Genomic DNA, 20706 nt, shown 5'->3' on the forward strand with positions numbered 1-20706 from the left:
ATCTCCCCTCACTTATACCCAAAACCCCGCAGGTAGGCGTCTGCGTTTCTCCAGCCTTTTCTAACCTTAACCCAGAGGTCAAGATATACATTGACCCCCAGTAAACTTTCGATATCCAGGCGGGCAGCTTCCCCAATCTTCTTCAGCATAGACCCGGATTTCCCTATCACGATGGCCTTTTGCGAATCCCTTTCGGTAAACACGACCGCTCTTACGTAAACGGTGTTACCCTTGCGTTCCTTCATCTCCTCCACTTCGACTGCCAGCGAGTGCGGCACTTCTTCCCGGGTGAAATACAAAGCCTTTTCCCGGATAAGCTCAGCTACTATGAACCGCTCCGGCTGGTCAGTAACTTGGTCCGGAGGGTAGTAGTAGGGTCCAACCGGAAGATAATCGAGTATTTTTCTGATAAGGGCATGCACATTGGTCCCCATGATAGCTGAAATAGGCCATGTCTCCGCAAAGCGGAATCTTGAATGAAAAGACCCTATACACCTCGATACCTCATCTTGGTCGACCAGGTCTATCTTGTTGACCACTAGAAACACGGGGGCACTCGTCTTGGTCAGAAACTCGATGATTTCCTCGTCTCCCTTTTCCATGCCGTCTTTGGCGCTCACCATATACAGCACCACGTCTGCTTCTCTCGCCGTCGCGTGGGCAGTGCGAACCATGTATTCGCCTAGTTTGTGGCGCGGCCTGTGAATCCCTGGGGTATCGATAAAGATTATCTGACCCTGTTCACAGGTATATATCCCCTGTATCCGGTTCCTGGTGGTTTGGGGTTTTTCCGACACGATCGCCACCTTTTGCCCGATGACAGTGTTTAAGAAGGTTGACTTACCCACATTGGGCCTGCCGACTATGCTTGCAAATCCAGACTTAGTCTCCATTACTTTCCTCCCTGTTGTCTAAAGCAAAAGTGTGCGGGAGCAGTTCCTTCAGAGAAAACGTAGCAACGTGACCTTTTCTATCGCTCAGAAGTATTACCAGATCAGGTGCAAATTCTGCCATGACCTGCAAACAAGCTCCGCAAGGAAAGACAAACCCTTGCCCGTCCCCAACCAAAGCCAGGGCTTTAAACTGCTGTTCGCCTTCGGAAACGGCCTTGGCCACTGCTGTTCTTTCCGCGCATATAGTCAACCCGTATGATGCGTTTTCCACATTACACCCAGTGTACACCTTACCCGAAATGCCCTGTAATGCCGCACCCACCCTGAAACCGGAGTATGGCGCGTATGCCCGCTCTTGTGCCTTCCTCGCCATATTAATTAACCAAAGCTGTTCAGTGCCGGCTTCTCCCTGCAACCGTAGTGCCCCCTTAAGACAGGTAATCTATGAACCTTGGGCCAAAAATAATGATACCTGTTACCACTGCCGCAACTGCAGCCAGCAGTACGGCCCCGGCTGCGATGTTCTTGGCCTCTCGAGCCACCGGATGGTAGGCATCAGTATATAGGTCAACCGTTTTCTCTACTGCCGTGTTCATCACTTCTGCGATCAACACGAGAAAAATAGTAAATGAGAGCAACCCCCATTCCCAACGCTCGATATGCAGGGCCCAACCCAATGTTACCGCCGCTACTGCAGCCAAACCATGCCACCTCATGTTACGCTGGGTGAGAAATGCACTGATAATGCCGGCCCAAGCACAGTTAAAGCTTTCCTTCAGATTCCGGTTTTTCATAACCTGTCCAGCCCTACATCTTTGAGAACTCTCTCCTCCATCAACCTCATCTCGGTCCTCGCTTCCTCATCCTGGTGATCGTACCCCAACAGGTGCAACATCCCGTGAACCGCCAAATACGCCACTTCCCGAGCCAGGCCGTGCCCGTAATCTCTTCCTTGGTCTTCAGCCGTTTCCAAGGAAATGATTATGTCTCCGAGCACAGGCTCCATCTCTTCAGGAGCCTCATAACCCGGTTCGTCCGAGGTACCCTCGTTTAAGGCAAAGGACAACACATCGGTAGGTCTGTCTACCCCTCTGTATTCTCGATTAAATGAACGTATTTCCTCTTCGTCAACCAGCACCAGGCTCACTTCCGTCTCCGGAGGCAAACCGTGTATCTGGCCCGTTCTTTGCAAGGCCTGAATCACCTTGATCTCGAGGCCAGGATCCCAATCAACCTTCGTCTGACGGTTTATTACCGTTATTTCCACGTCGAGCCTCCTTCGCTGCAATCTGCTCAGCCAGGTTGTCCGGGTATTCGATGCGGGCATGGTAGATCCCGTTCAGTATCTTACCAAACGACTCGGCTATAACGGCAAGGTCCCGGAAGGTCAGGTTGCACTCCTCCAGCTGGCCGTCGTTTAACTTGTCCTTGATGATTCTTCTGACCATTCCCTCAATTTTGCCTGGAGTGGCGTCAGTCAGTGAGCGAACCCCGGCCTCCACGGCATCGGCCAGCATAATAAGAGCAGCCTCTTTACTCTGGGGCTTAGGTCCTTCATAACGAAAAGCTTCTTCGTTGACTCTTTGAATCCCGTCTTCTTCCAAGGCGCGGCTGTAAAAGTATTTTACCAGACTCGTTCCGTGATGTTGCTCAATAAAATCCACGATAACCTTGGGCAAGCGAGCCTCTCTGGCCATTTCTACACCGTCTTTAATGTGGGAGGTTATGATCAAAGCGCTGAGGCTAGGAGCTATCTTTTCGTGAGGGTTCTCAAAGCCGATCTGGTTCTCAATGAAGAAGTACGGGCGTTTCAATTTGCCTATGTCATGGTAATACGACCCCACTCGTACTAAGAGAGATTGGGCTCCGACCGCCTCGGCCGCCGCTTCAGCCAAGTTACCTACGATCAAGCTGTGATGATAGGTCCCGGGAGCTTCAACCAGCAGCTTTCTCAACAAGGGTTGGTTCGGATTTGACAACTCTAAGAGCTTTATCATACTGGTTATGGAAAACACGGACTCCAAATAAGGTAAGAAACCTATTAGCAGCACAGCCGAAAGAAAACCGTTCAAAACCCCCATGATGCTCCCGATTAAAAGAGTGCTGATTTCCGGATTACCAGAACTCACTCCCACAGTCAACAAACTAGCCACATTGGCAAGTGCCACGTAGACCCCTGACTTCGCCAGGTCGGAGGTATGGCTCAATTGTGATATGCCGAAAACGCCTACGCTACCCCCGGCAAAAGCGGTCAGAGCAAAACCTAACTGGTTTCCCGTGGTCATCATCCCCACGTAGAAGGCCAGGATCATCGCCACCATATAAGCGAGACGGCTATCAAGCAGGACTGCTACTAGCATCGGCCCGACTGAAGCCGGAATCAGGTAGCCATTGAGAGCATTTACGTCGGTTCTACCACCAATGTTCAGGATGCTCACAACCTTAGCCAACAAAACTACGATCAGTATAACCAAGCCCAGGAGCAGCATTAAGCGGTCTTCCTTCAAAATGTCCCGGTGATAGCGCCGCAGGTACTCGATTCCGAGCCAAAAGGTTAGCAGCACAAATAAACCGGTTCCCCCTAGAACCATTCCTAAGTTTCCGCTCCGCTGCAACCCCAGTTGTTCCAGGATCTCGATGTGCTCTTCGGTCACCGGATCCCCGGCTCTAACAATAATCTGGTTTTGTTTGATGGTTCTCTGTACCGGCAGAACCTTTTTTACCGCTTCATCTACCGCTTTTTGAGTGGCTTCGGCATCGAATATCATGTTGGGTCTTACGGCTTGACACACAGCTATCGCTATTATTTGTTCAGCCTCAGAAGCAAACTGAAGAGAACGAGCCTGCTCAAACGCCTGTTGGTAAACCGACGGTAGAGCATCCTCCGTTATGGGTTTATCCATAACATCAGCCAGTATCTTGTGAGACTGTTGCCGTATCCTTTCCAGGTCATCGTCTCCTGCGTTTAAAATATAGGTAGCCAATTGCTTCGGGTTAACTTGCTTGAGGTTTCTTTCCGCAACAACCCCCTGAAGTAAACTTGTTAGCTCCTCCACTTTCCGAGTCTGAGTAACTTCTACCGGGTTTCTCAAATCAGTTACCTGTCCGAAAAAAGTATCTATATCCCCTGAAGCCCGGGTCAATGCCTCTGTATCTTCCTGGTAAACATTCTTGACCCGCTGTGCTGCTTGTCGCTTGAGTTCCTGGGTCCGGTTTTCGTCTACAATGACTCTGGTTACGGGAGACCTGATGTCACGAGGGCTGATCTGCCCCGGTCGCAGCTGTACTCCATAAGTACGAAAATTAGTAAATAAGATAAAGGTCAATAAGACGAAAAAAAACAGGTACCCGACGGCACGGCGGGTGGTAGTACTGCGAAGAACCCCTATCAGTTTTCCCCACGCCCAGTCCCTGCCCCGTGAAAATAAACTCATCGTCAGCCTTCCTCCCGCGGAGAAGCCGCCCCGTCGATCGAAGCTTCGTACTGCTCGTAAGCATCTATAATATGCTGTACCAACGGATGCCTCACCACGTCCTCTTTAGTCAGGTATTGAAACGCAATACCCTCAATCCCTTTGAGTATCTTCTGTACCTCAATCAACCCGGAGAAGTTGTCCCGAGGAAGGTCAACCTGAGTGACATCCCCGGTAATTACAGCTTTAGAACCAAACCCAAGCCGGGTCAGGAACATCTTCATTTGCTGGGGCGTGGTGTTTTGGGCTTCATCCAGAATAATAAAGGCGTCGTTTAACGTCCTTCCCCGCATATAAGCCAAAGGAACGATTTCGATGATGTTCTTGTCCATATAACGCTGGGCCACATCCACCCCCAAAATATCAAAAAGACCATCGTACAGAGGCCTCAGATAAGGATTTACTTTATCGATCAGATCCCCGGGAAGAAACCCCAACTTTTCCCCCGCCTCTACTGCTGGTCTCACCAAAATAATCCGGCTTACCTCTTTGTTGCGTAGTGCGCGAACTGCCATGACTACGGCAAGATACGTCTTACCCGTACCAGCCGGCCCTATAGCAAAAACGATATCGTTGTCCATAATAGCCTGAAGATACTTTTTCTGCCCTACTGTTTTAGCTTTCACTGCCTTGCCCCGAGCGGTTGTCAATATAGTCCCGGAAACAATGTCCAAATGTCTGGGCTGTTCACCCCTCTTTAAGAGCTCACGCATATAGTTTATATCCGTAATCGTCAGCTGTTTCTCGTTCTTAACAATATCCAAAAGGCTGTGAATAAGGGCAAAGGTATCATCCACCTCTTCTTCTTGGCCTTTGATAATAATGTCAGCACCCCTGGCACTGACTCCAGCACCACATATACTGGCTAGGTACTTAAAATTGGCATCTTTTGCTCCAAAGAATATGGCAGCATCCTGGTTATCCACAATACTAATCCGGGCTTCTTTTTCGGACAAAAACTCGACCTCCCGCCGGCCCGATCCGGGCACTTTGTTTATCGACGTAAAACATTATATCATATTTAAAATCCTGCATTAACGTGCATTTGCCTCCAGGTTGATGGGCTGCGGCACCCCAATTTCTTCTACTACTTCGGCGTAGGCTTTGACCCTGACTACCGAGTCGGCAGGACATGACAGAGTCTTCATACCAGTATCAACAACTTTGCCGCCAGAACCGAGTTTTCGCTTTAGCCGTTCTAAGGCCTGGCCTCGAGCCTTGTCTAAAGCCTCGTCAGGAGAATGAGACAAAGTAATGGTCTCTTTTTCCCGGCTGACGGTAGTCACCCACCCCCACTTTCCCCAAGGAGATTGCAATGTATACGATTTTTGATTACGCACGGATTGATTAAACTTCTCCCCGCATTCACGCAAAGTATAACGAGCCCATGGAGTCACCAAGACTATTCTCTCCGCTGATCTTCCTGTGAAAACTGATTTTTGGGTGGTCAACCCGCATTCTCCGTAACCCTCATACCACACCCTGGCCTTGACCTGCCCCTGGGCGGTGACTATTTGCGGGTGCATAACGCCCTGTCCATCCTCTCCATCTAACCTCGTTTCCGGAAATACAATGCCCGAAATGAGGACATCTCCTTTGGCTACGGTCTCTCCTTCCTTGACCAGGGCCTGCCCTTTCAGCACCAATACACTCTCAATAATTCCGTCTTTCCGGGCAACTATATGGCAGGGCCCCTCTGGTTGGTTAGGCAAAACCTTTTCCACTACTTTGATCTGGGCTTTCACCCCCTTGATGTTAACCTCGACGTACGAAAGCTGAAGTAAATCCTTCAATATACCGTCTTCGACGTCAGTCTTAGCCAAGTTCCACTTCATCGCACCTTCGTACAACCCGTGCCTGGCCGCGGCCTTGAGAATTGTCTCAGTAGAGAGGTTGACGTTCCCGTTGACTTCGATTACCCAAATGAAAGATGATAACAGATATAGGGCCAACACGAACAGCCCTGCGCCCCACATTAACATTCTTCTGCGCTGCAATACCTGCCGGTAAAAGGGAAACCCTTCTGTGTTGATGACTTCTAACTCGAATCCATGTTCCTCGGTCAAGTTTTGGAGAGCCTGGTAAGCACTGTTTCTGATTCTAAAGCATATTCCTTCTGGAGTCCGTTTTACGTCCCACAAAAATATCCCGCGGGCTAAAGCTAGATTCATGAGTTTTTCGGGGTACTTACCTTTGACCGCTACGGTAAGAAAGCCCCCCAGGAAGTTGCCCCACCTGGCATTAAGCATTCCAGCTCCCCCTTCACTGGAAATACTTGATAGCCCGGATAAGCCCACAAATGCTCAATTCATCGGGAAGAATCGTCTTAATCTCAAGGTTAGATCCCTCTATTTCGATAAAACCTCTTGGCAAATTTATCCTAACTAGGTTCCCATCAAAGCTCATTATCCCCTTGTGGTTATCAAGATAAAGCTCCTCCTGGCCAATGACCGTAAGTTTAGGCAGGTCCATCACCAGGTCTCGAGGCATCTCGAGTAATTCGGTAACAGCCTGGTTCAGCTTTTCTCTCCGGTTATCCATAGTACCCTCCCGCCCAGCTCCCAAAATGAAACCACGTTGTTCATATACAAATGTATGCCAAGGCACGAACCGGAATTCATCGACCTTCCACAACCGACCAGTTTATACTAAGATGTTGTTTACAGTAAATTTAGGACTTTATTCTCGGTTCACAAAACGATATTATTTTTTTGTAGGCTTAGTGACACAAAAAAAGTAGCACTGGGGAGAATCGTTCATGCAGAGGCTCAGTATAGAGGAATTGGAACCGGGAATGTTGGTGGGGCGCACCATTGTAAACAGCGAAGGCAAACCGCTTCTTGTTAAGAACACTGCCCTTACCGAACATTATATAAGTCGACTGAAAACCTTGGGGTTAACATCGATTTACGTTAAGAATGACCTGAGCGACGTAGAAATCCCCGAAGTTGTTTCATCCACGGTTCGCATTTCGGTTACCAAAACTCTTAAGAATACCTTCCAAAACTTACCCAGTAAAGGTCAGTTAGATACCCGGGCTCTCAAGAAGAGCGTTAGTCTACTGGCTGATGATATCATGAGCAACCGGGATGTCCTTTTCGGTATGTATGATGTTTCTACCCACAGCGATATCCTGTTTTTTCACTCAGTCAACGTGTGCATTCTGGCCATTATGACCGGCATTTCTCTCGGATACAACGAACTCAGCTTGATGGAATTGGGAGTAGGTGCCTTACTTCATGACATCGGAATGGCATTCCTGAAACCTGACGTCTTTAACAAACCCGGACCGTTAACTCCAGCCGATTCGGAATTGGTGAAGAAGCACCCGGAAAACGGGTTCAATGTGCTGCGAGCCCAGGGAGAGATCCCCCTCCGATCCTCGCACGTGGCCTTCCAACATCACGAAAGATGGAATGGATCCGGTTATCCTAGGGGAATGAGGGGGAATGACATCCTGGAGTACGCACGGATTGTAGCCGTAGCCGACGTTTTTGAAGCGTTGGTGTCTGACCGACCTTACCGCGAGGGTTACGCAATCGATGACGTCTTTACTATCTTGCGCAAGTTGTCCGATGTTTACTTTGATCCTTATATCCTGGACATATTCATGTCCAACATTGCCCCCTACCCTGTAGGAGGCATGGTCAAGCTCAATAACGGGCAGGTTGCTGTCGTCTTGTCTACAAACAAAGCCAATCCTTACCGGCCACAAATAGCCATAGTTGTGGATGCCGATGGAAGCCTGTTGTGCCCGGCGCTCAAAATCGATTTGTCCCAAGAACGGCATATACAGATAGTCAAGATACTGACCGGAAAAGAGTTCAAACTGTTCAGGCTCCTCCTGAACAACAGTGTCACCGAAATACGGCAAAACAAACCTCGAACAGGTTGGCGCTAAAAAACTAAAGCCTGGTAACTCAACTACCAGACTTTAATCTTCGTTATCCAATTCCTGCCTCAAAAGCCTAACTCCATTTACGTTTCTTACGAGCCGCTTCCGATTTCTTTTTTCTCTTCACGCTGGGTTTGACATAGTGCTCATGTTTTCTAATCTCTTGCATAACTCCAGCCCGCTGGCAAGAGCGTTTAAATCTTTTTAAAGCCGAATCCAGAGATTCGTTTTTCCCCACTCTAACTTCGCTCACGTTTTCCCTCCCCTCCGTCAGCCATCACCATACAGCACACCTTCTTATTTTACTTTACTCAGGTGAACAGCGTCAAGTTTAGCCCGGAGGCCACCTGAAATCCCTTCCACCTAATAGATGGTAGTGAATATGAAACACGCTCTGACCGGCAGTAGCGCCGGAATTGTTAACCACCCTGAAACCTTCAAGCCCCAGTTCCCTCGCCAGTCGAGCCGCAATAACCTGGACGTACCCCATCAACTCGGTATGGCTCTCATCAACCTCGTGCAAAGAACTTATGTGTTCTTTTGGTATGAGAAGTATGTGGACCGGGGCCACAGGATTGATGTCGTGAATGGCTAAAACTCGCTCATCTTCATAAACCTTGTTAGATTCGATCTCGCCAGCGGCAATTCGGCAAAACAGACAGTTTTCCAAGCTTTCACCTCCTTGAAACAAAGATTTACCGAAGGATTTATGCGGGCAGAAGCTGCTTTTCGAATATGAAAGGTTAGAACCTCAATATTTTCTACACTTAGGGATGATGTAGAGAACCGCCGGAACTAGCGATAAATATTTTCTTCTATTCTAACAAATAATAATTACAAAAGAAACTTATCAAGCAATTATTTTAAAGACAGGCAATTTCTGCCATCTCGAGGAACAGCGAATTGAACGGACACCAACGACACAAAGGAGGTTATTAACCTATGAACAGATTGGCGAAAAACCTAAGTCAAGCTGAGCGCGTTGTTCGCGCTGTCGTAGGAGTTGTATTTCTCTTTATCGGCCTTTCACCAAGTCTTAGCCCTGCATGGAGCACAATAATGCTGCTGCTGGCTGCGTTTGTCCTAATAACTGCTGCCGTCTCCTACTGTCCCCTCTACACCCTGTTCAACTTCTCCACCGAACGCAGCAAAACCAACAATCCAGAGTAGCAGTACCGCCAAACACGGCAAACCTACTAGTCCCCAAAATGGGAAGATACCCTGTCGGACACAACCTCCCATGAAGGGATTCCTGATGATGTCACCAGCCTGACGGATACGAACTGGCCTGGGTCCAACTGACCGCCGTAAAACTCGGCCCTGAGGTAATTGTCGGTTAGCCCCTCGCACCTGCTGTTCTCCTTAACCTCTTCCACCAACACGGTTAAGGTCTGGCCTGAACAACTTTCAATAAACCGTTGCTGTTTGTGCCGGGCCAGTTTTAGTAAGGCTTTGCTCCTTTGTTCTTTTACCTGATTCTCGACCCGAGGGTAAAGGTCGGTAGCCGCAGTGTTTGGCCGTGGAGAATAGGGAAAAACATGCAGTCCTGCAAATGGCAGTTCATCTATCAGCTTCAGAGTATCAAGAAAATCCTCCTCTGACTCAGTTGGAAACCCCACCATAACATCCGAAGTCACGGCCGTGCCAGGGACTCGGCCGGTTACCATCATAACTAGATCCCGATAGAAACCGCGAGTGTAGCGCCGGTTCATCAGTTTCAGCACCCGGTCGCTTCCACTTTGCAGAGGAATGTGTAGGTGCCGGCATAGCTTCTTTTCACTAGCCATTAACTCAATCAGCTTTTTCGTGATTTCTGTCGGTTCGATTGAACTCAGTCGCAAACGGTAATCTCCCTGCACCTTGACCAGAACCGTTTCTAACAACCTGACAAGATCCCAATCGGCCAAGTCTTTTCCATACATCCCAGTATGAATTCCAGTTATGACTATTTCCTTGAATCCAGCGCTTACTAACCAGTCTATCTCTCGCACAACGTCTTCTGGGAGCTTGCTCCTGACCGGCCCGCGAGCATAAGGAACCAGACAATACGAACAGTAGCTTTCACAACCGTCCTGAATCTTTACGAAGGCACGCGTCCTCTCGTAGGCAGGTAGGCACCAGGCTCCCCGACGCAGCGGTTCTTTGGACAGTTCACCCACAACTACCGCCTTTGAAGATTGACCCCTGTGGTTTTGTACCAGTTCGGCTATCCTATCCTTAGAGCTATTGCCGATAACCAGATCTACTTCAGGCATAGCAGCCAGCAAGTTTGGCGCCACCTGGGCTAAGCAACCGGTGGCTACCACTACCGCCTTGGGGTTCTTACGCTTAGCCCTCCGAAGCATTGCCCGGGACTTGCGCTCACTAACGTGGGTAACCGCGCAGGTGTTCACCACGTAAACATCTGCCACTTCGTCTCCACTGAGTATCTGGTAACCGTAATCTGAGAATTGTTGTTTTATGTTTTCGCTTTCTACCTGGTTCACCTTGCAACCCAAAGTGTAAACTGTGACCCTAGCCTTGATGTCAATTCCCTCCTAAGTCCCCCAGTTCATACATAACCGCGGTGATAGCAGCCAAAGCAGCAGTCTCAGTCCGAAGGATGCGCGGTCCTAGCCCCGCCATCAGTATTCCCCTTTTGCGAGCTGTCTCTGCTTCCCGAAGGCTGAACCCTCCTTCAGCTCCTATGTACAAGATAACCCCCCTGTCACGCAAAATCCGGGCATTTTCTCTCAGAATCGTCTTCAACGGCCGCTTCCATTCCCCTTCGTAAAAGAAAAGACCCGGGATATCCCTGCATTCATCCATGACAACGGTCAAATCCGTAATGCCCTTAATTTCAGGCACAACTGTTCGGCCACACTGTTTGCAAGCTTCCTTGGCAATCTTCTCCCACCTTTGGACCCGGTGAAACGCACGTTCACCGTCCAACCTTACGGTACCGCGGTCGGTCATTACCGGATAAATTCGACTTATTCCCAGTTCCACTGCTTTCTGCACGATGAAATCCATCTTCTCGCCTTTTCCGACACCCTGCACCAAACCGACTGTCAGGCCTGGCTCGCGTTCTGGATGGTTTTGGTTTACTACTCGGCCCTTAATCAGGCCTTTTTCTGCTGTCTCCAGCCTCACCAGCAATTCTTTGCCCGAACCATCACAAACCAGAACTTCGTCACCTGGTCCTAATCGTAATACTTTGCTGAGATGCTTCGCTTCATCCCCCTCGATTATTACATACCCATCTTTGATCCTTTCATGAGCAACAAAAAAGCGGTGCAAGCTTACCATCCCTTCTGAACCACCACCGCTACCCACTCTTCTTCGTTCTCGGTCAGTTCCTGCACCGTGAACCCTGCACTTTCCATCGCCGCCTCCACAAGTGGCCATTGTATTGCGGTTATTCCTGAAGCTATGAAGTGTCCACCCCTAACCAACATGGTCCTTATCTTAGGCGCTAACTCCTTCACCAGTTCAGCCGTCAAATTGCCGACGATTAGGTCCGCCCTCGTTTCAGGCATCTCTCTAAAATCGAGGTTCCATACCTCGACCTGCTCCTCGACCCCGTTACGCGCAACATTCTCTTTTGCTACTTGAACCGCCACGGGGTCGAGGTCTAAGGCTATGATCCTTCTTGCTCCAAGCTTTGCAGCCGCGATGGCAAGTATCCCCGAACCGGTCCCTATATCTATCAACGTCATGTCTTTGCTAACGTATTTCTCGATTAGTTCCAGGCAAAACCTGGTAGTTGCATGGGTGCCGGTTCCGAATGCCATCCCAGGATCTATTTCGATAACCACCTCTCCAGGTTCTGCTCGGTAATCTTCCCAACTCGGTTTTATCACCAAACGTTTCCCAATCTTTAAAGAATGATAATAGCTTTTCCAACAGTTAGCCCAGTCCTCTTCGTTAACATCTTCGACTAAAAAACGGCATTCAAGTCCAAAGCATTTCTCTATCCGTTCCAGTCCTTCTATGAGCCGCGACGTGATATGCCGATCCTCAGGAAAATAAGCCTTTATCACGATAAAATCGCGGTTAATAAATTCAAGAGGCAGTTCATAGGCATCCCAGTCTCCGCTTTCGATTTTTCTCCGGGCCAGATAAGGATCCTCGATCACGACCCCTCCGCAACCGAGCTCGTGAAAAAGTCCAGCTATCGCTTCGCCACAAGCCTCATCAGTCATTACCCGGATTTCTTTCCAGTTCAAAATACCACCCCGCGTATTCGATTAATACTCCCTGGCGTTGCAAGCGGCTAACCGCCGAAAGCATCCTTAAATTTATCGAAAAAACCTTTTTCCTTTTTGGGCAGCTCTTTTTCCCGGTGCTCTTCCCGGGCAAACTCCTGTAGAAGCTCCCTTTGTCTTTCTGACAAACCAGTAGGAGTCTTGACCTTTATCTTTACTAATTCATCGCCGCGGCGGTGTGTACGGAGATTGGGAACCCCTTTCCCTTTTATTCTAAAGACCGTACCCGTTTGGGTTCCTTCAGGAACAGTCAATTTATGTTCTCCCTCGATAGTTGGTACTGTGATTTCTGCTCCCAAAGCGGCTTCAACCATGGAAATCGGCACTTCACATACCAAGTCGTTTCCTTGCCGTTCGAAAACCTTATGAGGTCTTACGGTGATGTATACGTAAAGATCCCCCGGGGGGCCTCCGTACTGGCCCGGTTCACCCTCTCCCGCCATTCGTAACCTGGAGCCGGCGTCCACTCCCGCTGGAATCCTCAGAGTCACCTTGCGCGTTTTCCTGACTCTCCCTGAACCCCCGCACTTCATACAAGGCTTTTCAATAACCTTGCCCTGTCCTCCGCAACGAGGACAGGTTCTCACAGTCTCAAAACGTCCAAAAGGCGTGCTCTGAACGTTCCTAACCTGGCCTGTTCCGCCACAGTTGGGGCACGACTTTATCTCTGTGCCGGGCTGTGCCCCCGAACCGTTACAGGTATCGCATGTTTCTAACCTCGATACCTGTATCTCTTTCTCCGCACCGAAAACCGCGTCTTCTAGATCGATTTCTAACTCCATCTCCCGGTCCAGTCCCCGAGTCGGCCCCCGCCGGCGGGAACCCCTGGTTCCGGTGCCGAAGAACATATCGAACAAATCTTCAAAACCGCCCATCCCACCAAAATCGAATCCCCCTGCTCCGAAGCCGCCTGGGCCTTGGGTGGGATCAAAAGCGGCATGCCCGTACCGGTCATAAGTGGCTCTTTTTTCAGGATCACTCAAGACCTCATAAGCTTCATTGATTTCCTTGAACTTCTCCTCGGCCTCTTTTTTATCCGGATTAACGTCCGGGTGATATTTTAAAGCTAACTTGCGGTAGGCTTTTTTGATATCTTCCTGCGACGCGTCTCGAGAAACCCCTAACACTTCGTAATAGTCACGCTTACTGGTCATGTGACCACACCTTTCCGCGCGTGGGAATTCACACAAGATTCATCAAGTTATTATACCATCTAGAACAAGCGGCGGACAGATAGCTGTCCGCCTTGCATCATCTTAGATACCCTTGGCAACAAACCCAAGTCATTTTGCCTCTTCTCCTACATTGTAATCCGCGTCGACTACATCGTCTTTGCCCGGCTGATTGGGACCAGCTTGCTGGTACATCTTCGAGCTCAGCTCGTAGACTGCTGTCGTCAGGTTCTCAGTCTTCTTTCGAATCTCTTCGAGGTCTCCCCCCTCAAGAGCCTTTTGCAGTTCCTCCTTGGCAGCTTTGACCCGGTCCACGTCCGCCCGGTCTGCCTTATCCCCAAAGTCCTTAACGGTCTTCTCGGCTTGGTATATCATGCTGTCAGCCTGGTTCTTAATCTCGGCTTCTTCCCGTTTCTTTTTGTCCTCTTCTGCGTATTTTTCCGCATCCTTAACCATTTTCTCAATATCTTCCTTACTCAGTCCGCTGGAAGACGTAATCGTAATCTTCTGCTCTTTGCCTGTCGCCAGGTCTTTAGCCGATACGTGCACGATACCGTTCACGTCTATATCGAACTTAACCTCGATCTGCGGGACCCCTCGCGGTGCGGGTGGGATACCAACTAGCTGGAACCTGCCTAGGGTTACGTTATCTTTGGCCATCGCCCGCTCGCCCTGCAAAACGTGTATGTCTACCGAAGTCTGGTTATCGGCCGCAGTCGTGAATACCTGGCTCTTAGAGGTAGGTATCGTGGTATTTCGATCTATGATCTTGGTGAACACCCCTCCCAGGGTTTCAATACCGAGAGAAAGCGGCGTCACATCCAAAAGAACCACGTCCCTAACCTCTCCTGCCAGCACCGCAGCCTGGATTGCAGCCCCGACTGCCACAACCTCATCGGGATTAATCCCTTTGTACGGTTCCTTGCCTATAAAATCCCGGATGGCTTTCTGTACCGCCGGAATGCGGGTTGAACCGCCTACCAGGATGACCTTGTCAATTTTATCAGGTGTCAAGCCAGCGTCTTGGAGAGCCTGACGAGTGGGTCCCATGGTCTTCTCGACTAAGTCGGCTGTCAGCTCTTCAAACTTGGCCCGGGTCAAGTTGGTATCCAGGTGTAGAGGCCCCTCAGAGGTAGCGGTGATAAACGGAATATTGATGTTAGTGGTCATCAAGGTCGATAGTTCGTGTTTGGCTTTTTCGGCTGCCTCTTTCAACCGCTGCATCGCCATTTTATCGTTGCGCAGATCGACTCCGTATTCTTTCTTGAAGTTTTCTACCAGGTACTGAATGATGCGCTCGTCGAAATCGTCACCGCCCAAGCGGTTATTGCCGCTGGTCGCTTTAACTTCGAAAACGCCGTCTCCTATCTCTAGAATGGAAACGTCAAAAGTCCCACCGCCCAAATCAAAGACCAGGATGGTTTGGGTTCCTTCTTTATCCAGGCCGTAGGCCAGGGCTGCCGCGGTAGGCTCGTTTATAATCCGCAGCACCTCCAAACCAGCGATGGTACCGGCATCTTTGGTAGCCTGCCGCTGGGAATCGGTAAAATAAGCAGGTACGGTTATGACCGCCTTAGTGATGGGTTCACCCAGATAGCTTTCCGCATCGGTCTTGAGTTTCTGCAATATCATAGCTGAAATCTCTTGCGGAGTGTAATTCTTGTCATCAATCTTTACCCTGTGATCCGTACCCATATGTCTTTTGATTGAAAGGACTGTTCGGTCGGGGTTAGTTACCGCCTGGCGCTTCGCTACCCTTCCAACCAATCTTTCTCCGTTCTTTGCAAATCCCACGACTGAAGGCGTGATCCTCTCTCCTTCAGCGTTGGGAATTACGGTTACATCATTTCCCTCCATAACCGCTATAACTGAATTTGTAGTACCTAAGTCGATTCCGACAACTTTACCCATAGATTGCACCTCCATTTGATGAAGATTAGATGACACTATAGCCTATTCGTTGTTTGCTGGCTCTTCAGTGTTGTCCCGGTTGCGCGCCACCTTCACCAGACTAGGCCTGAGCAGGCGCCCCCTCATCATATAGCCTTTCTGAAATTCTTCTATCACCACATTATCCGGAAGGTTGGGATTATCTTCCACAACCAGCGATTCATGATATTGAGGATCAAACTGCTGGTTCAGCGCTTCAATCGGAGTTACTCCCTCGCTCCTCAGAACTTCCAGCAGTTTCTTTTGAACCATTTCCACTCCCTGGCACAACCCGTCGAAATCCTGGGTTGTTTTTGACGCGTTAACAGCCCTCGCAAAGTCGTCTATTACGGGCAACAGCTTTTCGATTAAAGGCCTGGCGGCAAAACGAAGCAACTCTTCCTTTTCTCTCTGAAACCGCTTCTTCATGTTCTCCATGTCTGCCAAAGCCCTCAAAAACCTCTCGTAGTTTTCGCTGCTTTCACGGGTTTTTTCTTCTAGCTCTTTTTCCAATTGCCCCAGTTTGTCGATCTCATAAACGGTTTCGGTTTCCGTCGCCTGGTCAGCGTGTCCCGGATCCGGCGGCCCTCCCCCGGCTTCATTATCATTAATAAGTTTTTCCGTATCCTCGTTACCGAACTCATCTTTCTTTTCTAGTTCGTGCCCCGGCTCTTTCTCCAACCAATTCACCCAGTTTCACCTCACTCCAACAGTAGTGATACCCTTTAATTGATATGGAAACCCGAATTTAAACGGGCTGATTCCTGCCTGAATCAAAGCACCGATACAACATTATTGTTCAAAACCATAATCAGGGCCAGCACAAAGCAGGGCCCTGATATTAAGAAGCTCACTTTGCACGCTCTCGACTACATCATCAGCTTGCGAATTACGTCCTCCACGACATCTCGAAAAGACTCCACCAGCCCTGCTGCCCTCCAGTATTGCATCCTTACCGGCCCGATCAAGCCTATCTTGCCCATTTCCTGGCCGTTTATCTCATAGCTGGTAAACACCAGGCTCAGCTCTTGAATCTCCTCCACTTCGTTTTCGCGCCCGATCTTGATCCTGACCTCTTGGGGCCCGGGATCATTCAGAACCTTCTTAAACAGGCTGTTTTCCTCCAAAATGCCCAGCACCGTCTTTAACTTATCCGGGTTTCTGAACTCGGGTTCGTTCAACATGTTAATGGCACCGCTGATGAGCACCTTTTCTTCATCCGAAGCTTGCAGCAGCTCATCTATTGCCTCCAGAACCCGATCAATGGCCCTCCTCTGGCTCAACAGTTCATCACGCAGTGATTTTAAACTGGTTCGACTCAATTCACCCAGTTTGACCCCGGCTAGGCCTCGGGTGAAAAAGGCTGATATCTTTTCCAAATCATGGGCCTGAATCGATTCCGGCGTGTCAATTAACTTATGAAGAATAACCCCGCTAGACGTTACCAGTACCACCAGAGCAGTGCCTTTTTGCATCCGCACCAACTGCACCGACTTTATCTCAGCCACCTTGATAGGACCACTGATGACAAACGATGCATAACGAGTGAATTGAGAAAGAGTAACCCCGGTACGCCTTATTACCTCAAAGATATCGTTTATTCTATCGGATAAAACCCTATGCAGCAGTTCCTTTTCGTTTTCCGCCAATTCTTCCTTTTCCATCATGCAGTCCACGTAATACCGGAACCCCAACTGAGAAGGTATCCTGCCCGCTGAAGTGTGAGGCTGCTCGAGAAAACCCATCTCTTCCAGATCCGCCATCTCATTCCTTACGGTAGCAGGGCTAACCCCTAGCTGGTGCTTGCGAACGATGGACCGGGAACCTACCGGTTCTGCGGTTTCCACGTAATCTTTGATAATCGCCTCTAAAATAAGCTTTTTTCGCTCATCTAACACCATACCAGTTCACCTCTGTTAGCACTCTCGTTAGTTGAGTGCTAAACACTGCTATTCTCAAAATAACACCCAAGCCTTTATTTGTCAAGGCAGCTCCTTTTTAGAGAAACTCGCGAAAAACCTCGTTCGAAAGGAAATAACCTTTTCTTGAAAGGCACAATTTGCTGCCTTTCCTTTTTATTAATCCCAGTTCTATAAGCCTGTCGACTGAAGATCCGAACAGCAAAGAAAAGTCAACTTCGTATGAACGCTTCAATCCTTCAACATCAATTCCGTCCATTAACCTCAAACCGAGCACAATCCGGTCGCGCACAATACCTTCTTCGTTCAAACATTCCAGCACTGACCTCGGGGGCTGAGTAGCTGCGCTCAAGCTCTGGATGTAAGCGTCTACGTTTGGGTCGTTTTGGTATCTATTTAACTTCAAGAAAGAAACCGCTCCTGCGCCTATTCCGAGGTACTGTCCCCCTTGCCAATAATTCAAGTTGTGGCAACATTCGTATCCAGGCCGGGCGAAGTTCGATAATTCGTAATGTCGATATCCCGCCCCGGTGAGAACATCGACCGCCAACTCGTACTGGGCCAGCTCCTCTTCCTCGGAAAGCAGCTCCACTTCCCCTGCCGCTACTGAACGGCCCAACGGGGTGTCTGCCTCCGGCTGGAGAAGATAGGCCGACACATGCTGAGGATTCAGAGCTAGAGCATTGTCCAAGCCCTCCCTCCATCGGCTTAAGTCTTGCCCAGGCACCCCATACATCAAGTCGATGCTGATGTTGTCAAAACCGGCTTTCAAGCATACATCAAAAGCCGTTTTTACATCCTGTCGGCTGTGCAAACGCCCTAGCCACTGAAGGATGTCGTCGAAGAAACTTTGCACACCCAAGGACACCCGGTTGATACCAGCGTGCCGGTACGAGGCCATCTTCTTCAAGTTGACGGTACCAGGATTAACCTCCAGGGTTATTTCTGCCTCCGGCAGTATCCCGAAAACCGACCCTATCTTGTCGATAATCGTGGCCACGCAAGCCGGATCCAACAGGCTAGGAGTTCCTCCCCCTAGATACAATGTTCTGACGGCCTCAGCCTGTTGCAGATCCCGGGCTCTTTCTTCTATCTCCGCACACAAGCACTTAACGTATCGAGCAACCAATTCTTCGTGGTAAGACACGGAATAGAAATCGCAATAGCGACACTTTCTCACGCAAAACGGAATATGCACATAGATGCTTGCAGGCAAATCCGATACCTTCCTCCATAACATCTACACCCGACGAAACAACTGCCCGGCTTAGGTCTCTTGCCAGCATCGAAGCCCGTTTATTTCTTCTCAGATTCAACGCTTAAAACAGACATAAAAGCGTCTTTCGGAACTTCCACCCGGCCAATCTGCTTCATCTTCTTCTTTCCTTCTTTCTGTTTCTCTAATAGCTTTTTCTTGCGGGTGACGTCACCACCATAGCACTTGGCCAAAACATCTTTGCGCTTGGGCTTGATGGATTCGCGGGCGATTACCCGGCTGCCGATGGCCGCCTGAATAACAACTTCATACAACTGTCTCGGTATGATAGTCCGTAACCGCTCTACCAACCCTCTTGCCCGCATATACGCCTTTTCCCGGTGAACGATAACCGAAAGAGCATCAACCGGTTCCCCGTTCAGCAGTATTTCTAGTTTCACCAGGTCAGAGTCTTGGTAGCCTATTACTTCATAGTCAAGCGATGCGTATCCCCTGGTTCGTGACTTCAACACATCGAAGAAATCGTAGATGATCTCAGCCAGAGGTAACTCGTAGGTAAGCATAACCCGGTGTGGGGACAAGTATTCCATGTTTTTAAACAGCCCGCGCCTCTCCTGACAAAGCTCCATAACCCCGCCAATATAGTCATCAGGCATCATAATAACCGCCCTGACTACCGGCTCCTGCACTTTGACAATAAACTGAGGATTTGGCCATTTGGCCGGGTTCTCGACACCTACCACCTCACCGCTGGTCAGGTGAACCTGGTATACAACACTGGGAGCCGTGGCAATCAGCTCCAGGTCATATTCTCTTTCCAAACGCTCTCTTACAATGTCCATATGCAACAGACCCAAAAACCCACAACGGAAGCCAAAGCCCAGCGCCTCTGATGTTTCCGGTTCAAAATGGAGAGAAGCATCGTTGAGCCGCAGCTTTTCCAGGGCATCTCTCAAATGCTCGAATTGGCTGTTTTCTACGGGATACAGACCGCAAAACACCACCGGCTTCACTTGGCGGTACCCCGGCAAAGCTTCTGACGCTGGGTTTTCGGCCAAGGTTATGGTATCACCGACCCGCGTATCTCGAACATTCTTGATACCGGCTGCCAGGTAGCCCACCTCACCGGGTCCTAGCCCTTCCACCGGCCTCATAAAGGGTGAAAATACACCGACCTCGGTGACCTCAAACTCCTTGCCGGTAGACATCATGCGGATACGGTCTCCTCGCTTCACCGTACCCTCAAAAACCCGCAGATACGAAATAGCTCCGCGGTAAGGATCGAAATAAGAGTCAAAGATAAGCGCTCGCAATGGCTGTTCAGGCTCTCCGCTGGGAACCGGGATCTTATTCACCACTGCTTCCAACACTTCCTTGATGCCGATTCCCATCTTGGCCGAAATCAGTATAACCTCCTCTTTATCAAGCCCCAATACGTCCTCCATTTCCTGGGCAACACGGGACGGGTCGGCACTTGGCAGGTCTATTTTGTTTATAACTCCGATTATCTCCAGGTTCTGGTCCATGGCCAGGTACACGTTGGCCAGGGTTTGCGCCTCGATACCCTGCGAAGCATCCACTACCAGCAAAGCGCCTTCGCAGGCAGCCAGGCTTCTCGACACCTCGTAGGTGAAATCCACGTGACCGGGAGTGTCAATAAGATTTAGAATATACTCCTGCCCATCGTCCGCTACATAGCGCAACCTAACCGGCTGTAACTTGATAGTTATACCACGCTCCCGTTCCAAGTCCATCTGGTCGAGAAACTGGTCTCGCATTTCCCTTCCCGACAAAGCTCCGGTAAACTCCAACAAGCGGTCAGCCAGAGTGGACTTTCCGTGGTCGATATGGGCAATAATACAGAAATTCCTTATCCTCTCTCGCAAGCTTAGACCCCCAAAACATTCGGTATCAGCCGCTGACTTCAGGTTACGCTGTCAATTATACCTAATTTCGGCTACT

At 49.5% G+C, this 20706-nt stretch carries 21 protein-coding genes; 2 read left to right on the plus strand and 19 right to left on the minus strand.

Features of this window, described 5'->3' with window-relative positions:
* Positions 1–8: 8 nt before the first annotated feature.
* The 8 genes from era to yqfC form a co-directional block, all read right to left on the minus strand.
* A complete protein-coding gene (gene era, locus SLIP_RS08120; RefSeq protein ID WP_013175796.1) occupies positions 9–893 on the minus strand; it encodes a GTPase Era in 885 nt (294 codons plus the stop codon).
* Positions 883–1308, minus strand: a complete 426-nt coding sequence (cdd, locus tag SLIP_RS08125; protein WP_013175797.1) for a cytidine deaminase — start codon at positions 1306–1308, stop codon at positions 883–885. Before cdd ends, era begins: the two co-directional genes overlap by 11 nt.
* A gap of 13 nt (positions 1309–1321) precedes the next feature.
* Positions 1322–1687, minus strand: a complete 366-nt coding sequence (locus SLIP_RS08130) for a diacylglycerol kinase family protein (protein ID WP_013175798.1) — start codon at positions 1685–1687, stop codon at positions 1322–1324.
* On the minus strand, positions 1684–2160 hold the full coding sequence (gene ybeY / locus SLIP_RS08135) for an rRNA maturation RNase YbeY (protein ID WP_013175799.1): 477 nt from the start codon (positions 2158–2160) through the stop codon (positions 1684–1686). The genes SLIP_RS08130 and ybeY overlap by 4 nt, the downstream gene beginning before the upstream one ends.
* The gene (locus SLIP_RS08140; protein ID WP_013175800.1) at positions 2123–4327 is read right to left on the minus strand and encodes an HD family phosphohydrolase; all 2205 of its coding nucleotides are present in this window, start codon (positions 4325–4327) and stop codon (positions 2123–2125) included. Before SLIP_RS08140 ends, ybeY begins: the two co-directional genes overlap by 38 nt.
* Positions 4328–4329: 2 nt before the next feature.
* Entirely contained in the window at positions 4330–5322 is a 993-nt protein-coding gene (locus SLIP_RS08145) for a PhoH family protein (RefSeq protein ID WP_013175801.1), read from the minus strand.
* A 78-nt stretch (positions 5323–5400) separates the two neighbouring features.
* Positions 5401–6615, minus strand: a complete 1215-nt coding sequence (gene yqfD, locus SLIP_RS12120) for a sporulation protein YqfD (RefSeq protein WP_013175802.1) — start codon at positions 6613–6615, stop codon at positions 5401–5403.
* A 13-nt stretch (positions 6616–6628) separates the two neighbouring features.
* Positions 6629–6907 carry a sporulation protein YqfC gene (gene yqfC / locus SLIP_RS08155; protein WP_013175803.1) on the minus strand — a complete coding sequence of 93 codons (279 nt, stop codon included), beginning with the start codon at positions 6905–6907 and terminating at the stop codon, positions 6629–6631.
* 217 nt (positions 6908–7124) lie between these two features.
* Between yqfC and SLIP_RS08160 the strand changes: the two genes are divergently transcribed.
* Entirely contained in the window at positions 7125–8267 is a 1143-nt protein-coding gene (locus SLIP_RS08160; protein WP_013175804.1) for an HD-GYP domain-containing protein, read from the plus strand.
* 67 nt (positions 8268–8334) lie between these two features.
* Here the strand turns inward: SLIP_RS08160 and rpsU are convergent, their stop codons facing one another.
* Both rpsU and SLIP_RS08170 read right to left on the minus strand, forming a co-directional pair.
* The gene (gene rpsU, locus SLIP_RS08165) at positions 8335–8514 is read right to left on the minus strand and encodes a 30S ribosomal protein S21 (RefSeq protein ID WP_013175805.1); all 180 of its coding nucleotides are present in this window, start codon (positions 8512–8514) and stop codon (positions 8335–8337) included.
* A 78-nt stretch (positions 8515–8592) separates the two neighbouring features.
* On the minus strand, positions 8593–8931 hold the full coding sequence (locus SLIP_RS08170) for a histidine triad nucleotide-binding protein (RefSeq protein ID WP_013175806.1): 339 nt from the start codon (positions 8929–8931) through the stop codon (positions 8593–8595).
* Between the two features lie 272 nt (positions 8932–9203).
* On the opposite strand from SLIP_RS08170, the gene SLIP_RS08175 reads away from it, so the two are divergent.
* Entirely contained in the window at positions 9204–9431 is a 228-nt protein-coding gene (locus SLIP_RS08175) for a YgaP family membrane protein (protein WP_013175807.1), read from the plus strand.
* A gap of 26 nt (positions 9432–9457) precedes the next feature.
* Here the strand turns inward: SLIP_RS08175 and mtaB are convergent, their stop codons facing one another.
* The 9 genes from mtaB to lepA all read right to left on the minus strand — a co-directional run bounded on the left by mtaB (position 9458) and on the right by lepA (position 20630).
* On the minus strand, positions 9458–10792 hold the full coding sequence (gene mtaB / locus SLIP_RS08180; protein WP_013175808.1) for a tRNA (N(6)-L-threonylcarbamoyladenosine(37)-C(2))-methylthiotransferase MtaB: 1335 nt from the start codon (positions 10790–10792) through the stop codon (positions 9458–9460).
* The gene (locus SLIP_RS08185; RefSeq protein WP_013175809.1) at positions 10788–11549 is read right to left on the minus strand and encodes a 16S rRNA (uracil(1498)-N(3))-methyltransferase; all 762 of its coding nucleotides are present in this window, start codon (positions 11547–11549) and stop codon (positions 10788–10790) included. The genes mtaB and SLIP_RS08185 overlap by 5 nt, the downstream gene beginning before the upstream one ends.
* The gene (gene prmA / locus SLIP_RS08190) at positions 11543–12469 is read right to left on the minus strand and encodes a 50S ribosomal protein L11 methyltransferase (protein ID WP_013175810.1); all 927 of its coding nucleotides are present in this window, start codon (positions 12467–12469) and stop codon (positions 11543–11545) included. The genes SLIP_RS08185 and prmA overlap by 7 nt, the downstream gene beginning before the upstream one ends.
* 47 nt (positions 12470–12516) lie before the next feature.
* Complete coding sequence (dnaJ, locus tag SLIP_RS08195; RefSeq protein ID WP_013175811.1) at positions 12517–13662, minus strand: molecular chaperone DnaJ; 1146 nt, start codon at positions 13660–13662, stop codon at positions 12517–12519.
* 129 nt (positions 13663–13791) lie between these two features.
* The gene (gene dnaK / locus SLIP_RS08200) at positions 13792–15591 is read right to left on the minus strand and encodes a molecular chaperone DnaK (RefSeq protein ID WP_013175812.1); all 1800 of its coding nucleotides are present in this window, start codon (positions 15589–15591) and stop codon (positions 13792–13794) included.
* Positions 15592–15633: 42 nt separating this feature from the next.
* Entirely contained in the window at positions 15634–16299 is a 666-nt protein-coding gene (gene grpE / locus SLIP_RS08205; protein WP_013175813.1) for a nucleotide exchange factor GrpE, read from the minus strand.
* A gap of 179 nt (positions 16300–16478) precedes the next feature.
* Positions 16479–17510: a heat-inducible transcriptional repressor HrcA gene (hrcA, locus tag SLIP_RS08210; protein ID WP_013175814.1), complete on the minus strand. Its 1032-nt coding sequence runs from the start codon at positions 17508–17510 to the stop codon at positions 16479–16481.
* A 97-nt stretch (positions 17511–17607) separates the two neighbouring features.
* Complete coding sequence (hemW, locus tag SLIP_RS08215) at positions 17608–18744, minus strand: radical SAM family heme chaperone HemW (RefSeq protein WP_013175815.1); 1137 nt, start codon at positions 18742–18744, stop codon at positions 17608–17610.
* Positions 18745–18824: 80 nt separating this feature from the next.
* Positions 18825–20630, minus strand: a complete 1806-nt coding sequence (gene lepA / locus SLIP_RS08220; protein WP_013175816.1) for a translation elongation factor 4 — start codon at positions 20628–20630, stop codon at positions 18825–18827.
* Positions 20631–20706 lie beyond the last annotated feature (76 nt).

The organism is Syntrophothermus lipocalidus DSM 12680, assembly GCF_000092405.1.
In the GTDB taxonomy this organism is placed as follows: Bacteria; Bacillota; Syntrophomonadia; order Syntrophomonadales; family Syntrophothermaceae; genus Syntrophothermus; species Syntrophothermus lipocalidus.

What these genes read in the sequence shown, in the direction of transcription:
- era (WP_013175796.1), bottom strand. Translation starts at nt 893, where the DNA reads ATGGAGACTAAGTCTGGATTTGCAAGCATAGTCGGCAGGCCCAATGTG.
- SLIP_RS08130 (WP_013175798.1), bottom strand. Translation starts at nt 1,687, where the DNA reads ATGAAAAACCGGAATCTGAAGGAAAGCTTTAACTGTGCTTGGGCCGGC.
- SLIP_RS08140 (WP_013175800.1), bottom strand. Translation starts at nt 4,327, where the DNA reads ATGAGTTTATTTTCACGGGGCAGGGACTGGGCGTGGGGAAAACTGATA.
- yqfD (WP_013175802.1), bottom strand. Translation starts at nt 6,615, where the DNA reads ATGCTTAATGCCAGGTGGGGCAACTTCCTGGGGGGCTTTCTTACCGTA.
- yqfC (WP_013175803.1), bottom strand. Translation starts at nt 6,907, where the DNA reads ATGGATAACCGGAGAGAAAAGCTGAACCAGGCTGTTACCGAATTACTC.
- SLIP_RS08160 (WP_013175804.1), top strand. Translation starts at nt 7,125, where the DNA reads ATGCAGAGGCTCAGTATAGAGGAATTGGAACCGGGAATGTTGGTGGGG.
- SLIP_RS08175 (WP_013175807.1), top strand. Translation starts at nt 9,204, where the DNA reads ATGAACAGATTGGCGAAAAACCTAAGTCAAGCTGAGCGCGTTGTTCGC.
- SLIP_RS08185 (WP_013175809.1), bottom strand. Translation starts at nt 11,549, where the DNA reads ATGGTAAGCTTGCACCGCTTTTTTGTTGCTCATGAAAGGATCAAAGAT.
- dnaJ (WP_013175811.1), bottom strand. Translation starts at nt 13,662, where the DNA reads ATGACCAGTAAGCGTGACTATTACGAAGTGTTAGGGGTTTCTCGAGAC.
- dnaK (WP_013175812.1), bottom strand. Translation starts at nt 15,591, where the DNA reads ATGGGTAAAGTTGTCGGAATCGACTTAGGTACTACAAATTCAGTTATA.
- hrcA (WP_013175814.1), bottom strand. Translation starts at nt 17,510, where the DNA reads ATGGTGTTAGATGAGCGAAAAAAGCTTATTTTAGAGGCGATTATCAAA.